Source organism: Roseateles sp. P5_E1, assembly GCF_054049335.1.
The window spans coordinates 1-11,165 of sequence record NZ_JBFUMN010000040.1 but is presented as its reverse complement, the minus strand read 5'-3'; the positions used below and the strand labels follow the sequence as shown (position 1 = coordinate 11,165).

Genomic DNA, 11,165 nt, shown 5'->3' with positions numbered 1-11,165 from the left:
CCCCCGCGGGGACGGCGATGCTTGCAGCGTTGAGCCACAAGCACATCGCCATGGCGGGCCGGCTTGGGAGCGGCCCGTCGCTCGGCCCAAACTCCGAAATGCAAACGGGCGCCCGAGGGCGCCCGTGTGGCAGCAGGGGACGGTGCTTAGACCGGAACCTTGCGCAGCATCTCGATGCCGACCTCGCCGGCGGCAATTTCACGCAGGGCGGTCACGCCGGGCTTGTTCTTGCTCTCGATGCGCGGGCTGTGGCCCTGGCTCAGCATGCGGGCGCGATAGGTGGCGGCCAGCACCAGCTGGAAGCGGTTCGGGATCTTGATCAGGCAGTCTTCGACGGTGATGCGGGCCATGGTGTTCCTTGGAGAAAAGCGGATCAGGGCAGATCGAGCGCCTGAAAGACGGCAGAGCGGTTGCGCCGCTGAGCCAGGTATTTTAGCCGCTGCGCGTGGACGATGGATTTGAGGTCGAAAACGGCGGTGTCGAACACCGCATTCACGACGACAAAATCGAAGTTCTGCGCCTGCGCCACCTCGAGGCGCGCATTGGCCATGCGCTTGGCGATGACCTCGGGTTCGGTGTCGCCACGGCGGTTCAGGCGTGACTGCAATTCGTCCCAGCTCGGCGGCAGGATGAAAATCAGCACGGCATAGGGGAAGAGCTGCTTGATCTGCAGTGCGCCCTGGAAGTCGATCTCCAGTACGACGTCATCGCCATGCTGCATGCGCGCCTCGATGGCGGCTCGCGAGGTGCCGTAGAGGTTGCCGTGGACCTCGGCCCATTCAAAGAAATCACCGCGTTCGGCCATCGCGCGGAATTCCTCCGGCGTGATGAACCAGTATTCGCGGCCATGCTGCTCCTGGCCGCGCGGTGCGCGCGAGGTGTGGGAGATGGACACGGCCAGCTTGGCATCCAGCTCCAGCAGGGCCTTGACGAGGCTGGACTTGCCCGCGCCGCTGGGTGCGGCGACGACGAAAAGATTGCCGGGATATTCCATGGAGAAGTGGGCTTGGCGTGCCGGGCCGGCTTGGGGCTGAAGGCTAAGTGCCTGTCAGCCCTGCGGATTTCTCGCGCCGCCCGGTGGGTGATGGGTGCGAACTTTAGCTCGGACGCCGCCCGGCGCCGCCTGCACGGAGCGGCGATGGCTGCCCTATTTGGCAATGCAGGCCCGATTGCGAGTGCCCGACGCCCCGTGCGTCGTCAAGTCTTGACCTCCGGCAGCGCCACAGCGGCTTGTCCGACGCGGGCGTCGGGTGGCTTTTCTTATCGTCGTGGCGTGTCCATGTGACATCACGAGGTCCCACGATGCGCCGCTTTCTTCGCCACGAGGTCCATCCCGACAACCCGCAAGCGCGCCTGCTCCAGGCGACTGCGGACAGGCTGCGCGCCGGCGCGATCGCCGCCCTGCCGACGGCGGCCGGGTATCTGATGGCCTGCCGGCTCGACGACAAGGCGGCCGCAGCCCGGTTGCTGCGCGTGGTGGACGAGCGCCAACCCGTCATGCTGTTGTGCCGCGACCTCGCCCAGGCGGCCACTTATCTGCGCATCGACGACCGCGCCTTCCGCGCGGTCAGGGATGCCGAGGCGGGTGCCGCTGCCTTCCTGCTGCGCTGCACCCACCGCGTGCCGCGCCGCCTTGCTGCGGCGGCTGGCGGCGCAGGCTTGCTGTATTTCGGCGCCCATCCGGTCTGCCAGGGCCTGTTGGGCCTGCTCGACGAAGCGCTGCTCGTCACGCCGCCGCTTTGGGGGCAAGGCGCAGAAGACCTCGACCTGCTCCCGATTGATGCCCAGGCGGTGCTGGACGTCGCCCTCGACGTCGGCTCGCTCGAACCCCAGGATCTGGCGTGGGTGGAGCTGTTCCAGCCGTCCCGGCCGAGCCTGGCGCGTTGGCCCGTTGGCGTGGCGCAGTCCGAGGTGCGGATGGCCGCCTGAATGACCTGCCCAAAACCTATTCGATGTTTTGCACCTGTTCGCGCATCTGCTCGATCGCGACTTTCATTTCGACGGAAATATTCGTCAATTCCAGCGCGGCGGATTTGGAACCCAAAGTATTCGCTTCGCGATGTAATTCCTGAATCAGGAAATCCAGGCGTTTGCCGAGTTCGCCGCCCTTTTTCAGCAGGCGGGTCAGCTCTTCCAGATGCGCCCGCAGACGTCCCAATTCCTCGGCCACGTCGATGCGGATGGCAAACGCCGCGGCCTCGTTCAGCGCGCGCTCCTGCAAAGCTTCCTGCGGCACGCTGCTGCCAGCGCCGGTGGTGGCCAGCGCCTCCTGCCAGCGCTCCAGGAAGCGCTGCTGCTGGCGCGCCACGACGGCGGGCAGCAGCGGCTCGGCCTCATCGGCCAGCACGCGCAGCCGTGCAATGCGCTCGTTCAGGATGGCCACCAGCTTCTCGCCCTCGCGTTCGCGGGCCTCGGCCAGGCCCTGCACGCAGGCCTGTGCGGCCTCGAGCGTCGTAGCGTCCAACTGGGCTGGTGCCGCCGCGCCGCTCTTGCACCAGTTCAAGGCCTCATGGACAGACAGCGGCGCCGCCTGCGGCAGCCAGGTGAGTACCTTGGCTTCCAGGCTGGCGAGGCGGTTGAGCTGCTCGGGCTGGGGTTGCGGCCAGGCGCCATCGGCGTCGCGCTGGGTGTTGATGCGCAACTCGATCTTGCCGCGCTTGAAACGTGCCGCGATCAGCTCGCGCAACTGGGGTTCAAGGCCGCGCATCTCCTCGGGCATGCGCATGGACAGGTCCAGGAACCGGCCGTTGACCGACCGCAATTCGACGCTGACCGACGCTTGCGCTGAACTGTTGCCGTCCTCGGCTTTAGGGGGTTGTGCCAGGGAATTGGCGTACCCGGTCATGCTGTAGACTGGCATTTCGCATCTCGCAAAACAGACAAAACGCGATTATGTCCAAGCCGAAGCCGGCGCCCTTGCCCGCAGGCACGGTGGTTGGGGGCTATCAGATCATCAAGCGGCTGGCGGCGGGCGGTTTCGGCGTGGTGTATCTCGCCGAGGATCCCGACCACCATCTGGTCGCATTGAAGGAATATCTGCCCTCGTCGCTGGCCGAACGTTCGCCCGGCGAACTGACCCCTCGCGTCAAGCCCGAGAAGCAACCGCTATACCGACTCGGCCTGAAGAGCTTCTTCGAAGAGGGCCGTTCGCTCGCGCAGATCTCGCACCCCAGCGTCGTCTCGGTGCTGAATTTCCTGCGCGAGAACGAAACCGTCTACATGGTCATGAACTACCTGCAGGGCGACACCCTGCAGGACTTCATCGTGACCGCGCGCGACATGAAGCGGGACAAGGTCTTCCGTGAGTCGACCATCCGCAGCCTCTTTGACGAGATCCTGCGCGGCCTGCGCATCGTCCACCAGCACAAGATGCTGCACCTGGACATCAAGCCGGCCAATATCTTCATCACCAATGACAACAAGGCCGTGCTGCTGGACTTCGGCGCCGCGCGCGAAGTGCTGAGCAAGGAAGGCAACTTCATCCGCCCGATGTACACGCCGGGCTTTGCGGCGCCCGAGATGTACCGCCGCGACGGTAGCTTGGGCCCCTGGACCGACATCTACGCCATCGGCGCGTGCATCTATGCCTGCATGCAGGGCTACCCGCCCAATGACGCGCCGCAGCGCCTGGAGAAGGATCGCCTGTCCTTGAGCCTCTCGCGCCTGCGCAATGTCTACTCGGACAACCTGCTCGAAGTGACCGAGTGGTGCATGTCGCTGGACGCACTGTCGCGCCCGCAGAGCGTGTTCGCGCTGCAGAAGGAACTCGCTCGTGAGACCGAAAGGCGCTACACCAAGCTCAGCTTCAGTGAACGCCTCAAACTCCAGCTTGAAAACCTGAAGTCCGGAGCGAAAGCCTGATGCGATTCAATGTCTTCCAGGTCAGCCGTCGCGGTGGCCGTGAGACCAACGAAGACCGCATGGGCTATTGCTTCACGCGGGAGGCGGGACTGTTCGCGCTGGCTGACGGCATGGGCGGCCACCCGGAAGGTGAAGTCGCGGCCCAGATCGCGCTGCAGACGTTGGCCGCGCTGTTCCAGCAGGACGCCCGCCCGGTCATCGAAGACCCACAGCGCTTCCTGCAGGAAACCATCGTCATTGCCCATCAGCAGCTGCTGCGCTATGCCGAGAGCAAGGGCCTGCACGACACGCCGCGCACGACAGTCGTCGCCTGCATCCTGCAGGGCAACCAGGCCTGGTGGGCGCATTGCGGCGATTCGCGCCTGTATCTCGTGCGCGCCGGCAAGCTGATTGCCCGCACCCGCGACCATTCCTATTCCGAGTTGCAGGAAGCCCTGGGCCGCGTGTCCCGCGGCGGCGAGCCTTTCAATCGCAACGTGCTCTTCACCTGCCTGGGCAGCCCCGGCAAGCCCATGGTGGACTGCCAGGGGCCGCTCATCATGGAGGCCTCGGACCGCATCCTGCTGTGCTCCGACGGCCTGTGGGGCAGCGTGGAGGACGGCGAGATCGTTCAGCACATGGCTGACCAGGCCATTACCGAAGCTGTGCCCGAACTGGTCGAGCAGGCCCTGCGCCGCGGCGGCGCGCGCAGTGACAACGTCACCGTGCTGGCCGTCGAATGGGAAGGCGAGGGCGAGCCCAGCGGCGAGACCACGCAGAATCTCGGCAATTCCGGCTTTGCGTCCACCATCCAGGGCGCCCTGGACGCCGACCTTGTCGCCGGCATGGACGACGAGGAGATCGAGCGTTCGATACGCGAGATCAACGAAGTCATCCGCCAATCGGGCCGCGGCGCCAATCGCCGCTAACTCTTCTTTCCCCATGACCAAGACCTTCACGCGCAGCGCAGGCCGCGCCGCCAATCAATTGCGCCCGGTGCGCATCACCCGCGGTTTCACCGTGCATGCCGAGGGCTCGGTGCTGATCGAGTTCGGTGGCACCCGCGTGCTGTGCACGGCCTCGGTCGAGGAGCGCGTACCGCCGCACAAGCGCGGCTCGGGTGAAGGCTGGGTGACGGCCGAGTACGGCATGCTGCCGCGCGCCACCCACACCCGCGGCGACCGCGAGGCCGCCCGCGGCAAGCAGAGCGGCCGCACGCAGGAGATCCAGCGACTCATCGGCCGCTCACTGCGCGCGGTGTTCGACCTGAGCGCCCTCGGCGAGCGCACGATCACGCTGGACTGCGACGTGCTGCAGGCCGACGGCGGCACGCGCACGGCGGCCATCACCGGCGCCTTCGTCGCGGCCCAGGACGCCGTCAACAGGCTGCTGGCCGACAGCAAGCTGTCGCGCTCGCCGATCAAGGACACGGTGGCCGCCATCTCGGTCGGCATCGTCGACGGCGTGCCGCTGCTGGACCTTGAATACATCGAGGACGTGGCCTGCGACACCGACATGAACGTCGTCATGACGGGCTCGGGTGGCTTTGTCGAGCTGCAGGGCACGGCCGAGGGCGTGGTGTTMACGCGTGACGAGATGAATGCGCTGCTCGACCTGGCCGACAAGGGCATCCGCGAGCTGATCGAGGCCCAACAAGCCGCGCTGAAGTGAAGCTGGTTCTTGCCTCCAACAACGCCAAGAAGCTCGTCGAGCTGCAGGCGTTGTTCGCGCCGCTCGGTATCGAACTGGTGAATCAGGGCAGCCTGGGCATCCCGGAGGCCGAGGAGCCCTTTGAAACCTTTGCCGAGAACGCGCTGACCAAAGCTCGCCACGCCGCCAAGCTCAGCGGCCTGCCAGCGCTGGCCGACGATTCAGGCTTGAGCGTTGACGCTCTCGGCGGCGCGCCCGGCGTGCGTTCGGCACGTTACGCGCTGGATGCCGGCGGCGAGAAAAGCGACGCAGCCAACAATGAACGGTTGCTGCGCGAGATGGCCGGCATCGAGGATCGCCGGGCGCGCTTTGTCTGCGCCCTGGTGGCGGTGCGCGGCGCCGACGACCCCGAGCCACTGATCGCCATGGGCCGCTGGAGCGGCGAGATCCTGAAGGCGCCGAGCGGCGAGGGCGGCTTTGGCTACGACCCGCTGATGCACATTCCCGAGCTCGGCCAGACCGTGGCCAGCCTGGGCGCTGCGGTCAAGAACCAGCACAGCCACCGGGCGCTGGCGGCCGTGCACCTGATCCAGCAGTTCCGCGAGGTCTGGCGGCTTGGCTGAGATCGTCCATCTGATGCGGCCGGGTACGCTGCAGTTGCCCGCGCTGCCCCCGCTTGCCCTCTACGTTCATCTGCCSTGGTGCKTGCGCAAATGCCCCTACTGCGACTTCAAYTCGCATGAGGTCAAGGATGGCGCGTTGGCGGTCGACACGGCCGAGGCCTATCTCGCCGCGCTGCGCACCGACCTCGAAGCGGCGCTGCCGCTGATCTGGGGCCGGCCTGTCATCAGCATCTTCATCGGCGGCGGCACGCCCAGCCTGTTCAACCCCGAGCAGATCGCGCAGCTCATCTCGGACATCCGTGCACGCCTGCCGCTGGAGCCGGGCTGCGAGATCACGCTGGAGGCCAACCCCGGCACCTTCGAGCGCGAGCGCTTCAAGGGCTTTCGCCAGGCTGGCGTCACGCGCCTGTCAGTGGGCGTACAGAGCTTCGATGACGCGCAGCTGAAGACGCTCGGCCGCGTGCACAGCGCGAGCCAGGCACGCGAGGCGCTCACCGAGGCGGCTGCGGCGTTCGAGACCTTCAACCTCGACGTGATGTATGCGTTGCCCGGGCAGTCGCTGGACGACCTGTCGCGTGAGCTGGACGCTGCGCTGAGCTTCAAGCCACCGCACCTGTCCATCTACCACCTGACCATCGAACCCAACACGGTGTTCGCGACGCGCACGCCGGCCGKCCTGCCCGACCCTGACTTGGCCAGCGACATGCTGGACCTGATCACGGCGCGTACCGGCACCACGGGGCTGTCGCGTTACGAGGTCTCGGCTTATGCCCGCGAGGGCCACCGCTGCCTGCACAACCTGAACTACTGGCAGTTCGGCGACTATCTCGGCATCGGCGCTGGCGCGCACAGCAAGCTGAGTTTCCCCAACCGCGTGCTGCGCCAGGTGCGCTGGCGTGAACCGGCGGCCTTCATGGCGCAGGCGAACAAGGTCAGCAACGAACACGAGGTGGCGCGCAAGGACCTGCCCTTCGAGTTCATGCTGAATGCGCTGCGGCTCAAGAAAGGCGTCACGCTCACGCAGTTCCTCGAGCGCACCGGGCTGCCTGTGTCGGCGATTGCGAAAGGCTTGGAGGTGGCCCGTGGCCGTGGCTTGCTGACCAGTGATGCGGCTCGCATCCAGCCAACCGAGCGAGGCTTCGACTTCCTCAGCGATCTGCAGCAGCTGTTTCTTTGAGTCGCTGCTGCAGCGCCGCGACCTCGGCGTGCAGCCAGTCGCAGAAGATGCGCACGGCCGGGTCGTCGCGCAGGGCCTCGGGGTAGACGACCTGGTAGTCACGCGTGGCGTCATCGTCGACGGCGTGAGTCGACAGCCGCACGAGCCGCCCGTCCAGCAGCGCGTCGGCGGCAAACAGCTCGCGCGTCAGGGCCACACCCATCCCTTGCTCGGCCGCCTGGCCCAGCATCGCGGCGTCATTGAAGGTCGCCACCGGCGTTGGCACAGCGCCCTTGTGGCCGACCTCGGCAAACCACTGTCGCCACAAATCGGCGTCGCCCATCAGCGGCTGCTGCGTCAAGAGTTCCGGCGTTGCGTCCACCAGGCGCTGCGCGAGCAGCGGCGCAGCGACCACGATGTGCGGCGAATGGAAGAGCGGCTCGCAGATCAACCCAGGCCAGCCCCCGCGGCCGATGCGCAGGCCGATGTGAAATCCCTCGCGTTCCAGGTCCACCACCTGCTGGGATGAATGCAGGTCCAGCGTGATGCAGGGCTGCAGGGCTTGCCAGCGCGGCAGGCGGGGCAGCAGCCAACGCTGAGCGAACGAGGGCAGGGCGGTCACTCGCAGCGTCTGCGCGGCGCTCCCGTGCGCTTGCGCCGCCGCCAGCAGGCCCGCCTGCAAGGCAGCGAACACCTGTGTCACGCCGCGCTGCAGCGCCTGCCCAGCCGGGTTCAGCGTCAGCCGCCGGCCCTGGCGAGTGAACAGCTCAAAGCCGAGCTGGGCCTCCAGGCCGCGGATCTGCTGGCTGACCGCGCTGTGCGTCAGGTGCAGGCTCTCGGCCGCGGCGCGCAGGTTCTCGGTCTGGGCCGCGGCACGAAAGGCAGCCAGGTAATGAAGGGGAAAACGGTCGAGTGAGGCCATCTGGTAAGCCAATCCAACCAATCAGTGAAGAAATAAGCGCTTTGTGGCGAGGCTCTGGATGCATAGCATAACCAGCACTTGAAGGAGACCCGCCATGATCACTCTGCCCCGCTGGATTGCTTTTGCCTCATTTGCCGCTGTCCTCGTGCTCGCCACGACCGGCGCCCGGGCGTTCACGGATTCGAATGCCGAATTGAAGGAAGCGGCCGCGGAGCGCTCCAACCGCGTCATCGTGACCGGCAAGGCCGAACGGCCCGTGCAGACGGCCTGGGTGCCGACCGCCCCGAAGTCGCTGGACGGTTTCAAGCCGGTTTTCCCGGCTGACCCCGTGGTCGTCGCGCGTCACCGTCCGATGCTGCTGGCCAAGGCCGATGCGCCCGCCAGTGCTGGTAAACGTTGAAGCCCCTCGTCCAAGGATTACCTTGGCCGGGACCGCGCTGCGGCCAGTGGCGCAGCGCTTCGGCAGGCACATCGCGCCCACTGGGCGCAATGTGTCCGGCCTCAGCCCCCAAGGGGACGGCGATGCTTGCCGGATTCGCCGACAAGCACATCGCCCAAGGCGGGCCGGCTAGGGAGCGGCCCGGCGCTCGGCCCGCAAAACGCCTGAAATGAATCGTCAGACGCGGTTGAGCGAGATGCCCGAAGTGGCGCGCAGCCGCTCCAGCACTTTGGTCGCAATCTGGTTCAGCGGCAGCACCTCGTCCGCCGCGCCGGCCGCGATGGCCTCGCGCGGCATGCCGAAGACGACGCAACTGGCCTCGTCCTGGCAGTAGTTGTAGGCGCCAGCGTCCTTCATGACCTTCATGGCCCTGGCGCCATCCGCGCCCATGCCGGTCAGCATGATGCCGATGGCGTTCGGGCCGACCACCTTGGCAGCCGACAGAAACAGCGCCTCGACCGAGGGCTTGTGGCGGTTGATGGGTTCGCCGTCCTGCACGCGGGCGATGTAGTTCGCGCCGCTGCGTTCCACGCTCAGATGCATGCCGCCCGGCGCGATATAGCCGTGGCCGGGCAGGATGCGCTCGCCGTCCTGGGCTTCCTTGACGCGGATCTTGCACAGGCCGTCCAGCCGCGCGGCATAGCTCTTGGTGAAGCCGGGCGGCATGTGCTGGGTGATGACAACGGCCGGGCTGTCGGCCGGCAGGTTGATCAACACGTCCTTGGTCGCCTCGGTGCCGCCGGTGGAGGCGCCGATGAAGATGATCTTTTCGGTCGAGGCCCTGCCGAGGCTGGCCATCGTGACGGCCTTGACCGGGGCTGGCGCGGCTGCACCCGGTGCGGGCGGCGGTGGCGCGCGGCGGATGTGGGCCTTGGAGGCGATGCGGATTTTGTCCGTGATGTCCTGGGCCAGTTGGCGGATGCCGTCGGCCACGCCGATCTTGGGTTTGGCGACGAAGTCGATGGCGCCCAGTTCCAGCGCCTTCAGCGTGACCTCGGCACCGCGCTCAGTCAGCGTGGACACCATCACCACTGGCATCGGCCGCAGTCGCATCAGCCGCGACAGGAAATCGAGGCCATCCATGCGCGGCATCTCGACGTCCAGCGTGATGACGTCGGGGTTGAGGTTGCGGATCATCTCGCGCGCGACCAGCGGGTCGGCGGCCGCGCCGATGCATTCCATGTCGGACTGCCGGTTGATGATCTCGGTGAGGATGGAGCGCACCAGCGCTGAGTCGTCCACCACCACGACTTTGGTCTTGGCCATCGGTGGCCTCCTAGAACAAATCGATGGAGCCGCCGCTGCTGGCGACCGGCTGCACCTTTTGAATGGCTGCCCTGTCCTGCTGGATCAGCGCGTCGTTATTCGTCGGTGCCAGGCGCTTCACCATCGCCTTGCCACTGGCCGGCAGGAAGCAGACCTTGCGGGGGTAGACGTCCATCACGTCCTTGGACACGATGGGGATGCGCTCGAGCTTCAGGAAGTCGATGACGAAGTTGGTGTTGCGCTCGCCGACGTTGAGCGAGTTCATGCCCGAGATGACGGCACCGCCGCCGAAGATCTTTGCTTCCATGCGTGCCTTGCTGGCACCGCGCTTCATCATCTCGTTGATGAGCAGTTCCATGGCGAACGAGCCGTAGCGGCCTGAGTCGCCATTGCCCTCGGGCAGCATGAAGTGGTTCATGCCGCCAACCTTGGCGACGCGGTCCCACAGGCAGGCGGCGATGCAGGAGCCCAGCGTCGTCATGACGAGCAGGTCTTCCTGGTCGACGAAGTACTCGCCCGGCAGGATCTTGACCGCAGCGTTCTTGAAATGCGCGTCGTAGAAGAAGAACGAGGCTTCACCCTGCTTGCGCGGCTGGGCCTTGAGGTGGTTGACCTTGGCCACCGCGACCGGGTTGCCGAGGCCGACCGTGGGTGGCGAGGCGAATGGGGTGCTCATGGTCAGACCCGTTCGTAAATGGTTTTGCCGCGCAGCTTGAACAAGTCGCGGGCTTCGGTGAAGTTCTCCGAATGCCCGACGAAAAGCAGCCCTCCCGGCCGCATGACGCGGTGGATGCGCTCCAGCACCTTGCGCTGGGTGGGCGCATCGAAATAGATCATCACGTTGCGGCAGAACACCATGTGAAAGGGGTCGCCCAGCTGCCACTGTGCGTCCATCAGATTCAGCGAGCGGAACTCGACCCAGCGCTGCAGTTCAGGCTTGACGCGGATCTTGCCGGAGTTGGCGCCGGTGCCGCGCATGAAAAAGGTCTTCAGCCGCGTCGCGTCAAGGCCGCGGGCGTCGGCGTTGTAGACGCCGCGCTTGGCCGTGGCCAGCACGTTGGTGTCGATATCGCTGGACACGAGCTGCACCGAGGCGCTGGCGCCTAAGGCCTCGCTGCAGGTCATCAGGATGGAATAGGGCTCTTCACCGGTGGAAGCGGCGCAGCACCAGATGCGGACCTGCTTGCCGGCCGAACCGTTTGCAAAAGGCTTGAGGTCGTCCTTCAGCGCGTGGAAGTGATGTTCCTCGCGGAAGAAGGAGGTCAGGTT

14 protein-coding genes are annotated in these 11,165 nt (G+C 66.3%); 7 read left to right on the top strand and 7 right to left on the bottom strand.

Translation table 11 applies throughout. The features are described from left to right. Positions 1-146: 146 nt before the first annotated feature. Positions 147-350, bottom strand: a complete 204-nt coding sequence (gene rpoZ, locus ACXJKJ_RS22560) for a DNA-directed RNA polymerase subunit omega (protein ID WP_056195325.1) — start codon at positions 348-350, stop codon at positions 147-149. Between the two features lie 23 nt (positions 351-373). Then, entirely contained in the window at positions 374-994 is a 621-nt protein-coding gene (gene gmk / locus ACXJKJ_RS22555; RefSeq protein ID WP_056195329.1) for a guanylate kinase, read from the bottom strand. Positions 995-1,302: 308 nt separating this feature from the next. Here gmk and ACXJKJ_RS22550 point away from each other — a divergent pair, with 308 nt between their 5' ends. Beyond that, positions 1,303-1,929, top strand: a complete 627-nt coding sequence (locus ACXJKJ_RS22550) for a Sua5/YciO/YrdC/YwlC family protein (protein ID WP_056195332.1) — start codon at positions 1,303-1,305, stop codon at positions 1,927-1,929. A 16-nt stretch (positions 1,930-1,945) separates the two neighbouring features. Here ACXJKJ_RS22550 and ACXJKJ_RS22545 read toward each other — a convergent pair whose 3' ends face one another. Next, positions 1,946-2,860, bottom strand: a complete 915-nt coding sequence (locus tag ACXJKJ_RS22545; protein WP_457326165.1) for a YicC/YloC family endoribonuclease — start codon at positions 2,858-2,860, stop codon at positions 1,946-1,948. A gap of 32 nt (positions 2,861-2,892) precedes the next feature. Here ACXJKJ_RS22545 and ACXJKJ_RS22540 point away from each other — a divergent pair, with 32 nt between their 5' ends. The 5 genes from ACXJKJ_RS22540 to hemW are packed head-to-tail and all read left to right on the top strand — an operon-like array spanning position 2,893 to position 7,290. Continuing rightward, positions 2,893-3,861, top strand: coding sequence for a serine/threonine protein kinase (locus ACXJKJ_RS22540; protein WP_056195338.1), 969 nt, complete (start codon positions 2,893-2,895; stop codon positions 3,859-3,861). Then, entirely contained in the window at positions 3,861-4,769 is a 909-nt protein-coding gene (locus ACXJKJ_RS22535; protein ID WP_056195341.1) for a PP2C family protein-serine/threonine phosphatase, read from the top strand. The genes ACXJKJ_RS22540 and ACXJKJ_RS22535 overlap by 1 nt, the downstream gene beginning before the upstream one ends. Positions 4,770-4,782: 13 nt before the next feature. After that, entirely contained in the window at positions 4,783-5,511 is a 729-nt protein-coding gene (gene rph / locus ACXJKJ_RS22530) for a ribonuclease PH (RefSeq protein WP_457392649.1), read from the top strand. After that, positions 5,508-6,113, top strand: coding sequence for an RdgB/HAM1 family non-canonical purine NTP pyrophosphatase (gene rdgB, locus ACXJKJ_RS22525; RefSeq protein ID WP_457392647.1), 606 nt, complete (start codon positions 5,508-5,510; stop codon positions 6,111-6,113). Before rph ends, rdgB begins: the two co-directional genes overlap by 4 nt. Positions 6,114-6,126: 13 nt before the next feature. Next, complete coding sequence (hemW, locus tag ACXJKJ_RS22520) at positions 6,127-7,290, top strand: radical SAM family heme chaperone HemW (protein WP_457392702.1); 1,164 nt, start codon at positions 6,127-6,129, stop codon at positions 7,288-7,290. Here hemW and ACXJKJ_RS22515 read toward each other — a convergent pair. Next, positions 7,262-8,191 (bottom strand): LysR substrate-binding domain-containing protein, encoded by a 930-nt coding sequence (locus ACXJKJ_RS22515; RefSeq protein WP_457324707.1) that lies wholly within the window; start codon positions 8,189-8,191, stop codon positions 7,262-7,264. The genes hemW and ACXJKJ_RS22515 overlap by 29 nt on opposite strands. 94 nt (positions 8,192-8,285) lie before the next feature. Here ACXJKJ_RS22515 and ACXJKJ_RS22510 point away from each other — a divergent pair, with 94 nt between their 5' ends. Further along, entirely contained in the window at positions 8,286-8,591 is a 306-nt protein-coding gene (locus ACXJKJ_RS22510) for a hypothetical protein (protein WP_056195354.1), read from the top strand. 216 nt (positions 8,592-8,807) lie between these two features. Here ACXJKJ_RS22510 and ACXJKJ_RS22505 read toward each other — a convergent pair whose 3' ends face one another. The 3 genes from ACXJKJ_RS22505 to ACXJKJ_RS22495 all read right to left on the bottom strand — a co-directional run. Next, positions 8,808-9,896 carry a protein-glutamate methylesterase/protein-glutamine glutaminase gene (locus tag ACXJKJ_RS22505; protein WP_056195356.1) on the bottom strand — a complete coding sequence of 363 codons (1,089 nt, stop codon included), beginning with the start codon at positions 9,894-9,896 and terminating at the stop codon, positions 8,808-8,810. 10 nt (positions 9,897-9,906) lie between these two features. Beyond that, a complete protein-coding gene (cheD, locus tag ACXJKJ_RS22500) occupies positions 9,907-10,572 on the bottom strand; it encodes a chemoreceptor glutamine deamidase CheD (protein ID WP_056195359.1) in 666 nt (221 codons plus the stop codon). 2 nt (positions 10,573-10,574) lie between these two features. Beyond that, the coding region (locus ACXJKJ_RS22495; protein WP_457392644.1) for a CheR family methyltransferase at positions 10,575-11,165 on the bottom strand (591 nt) is incomplete at its 5' end.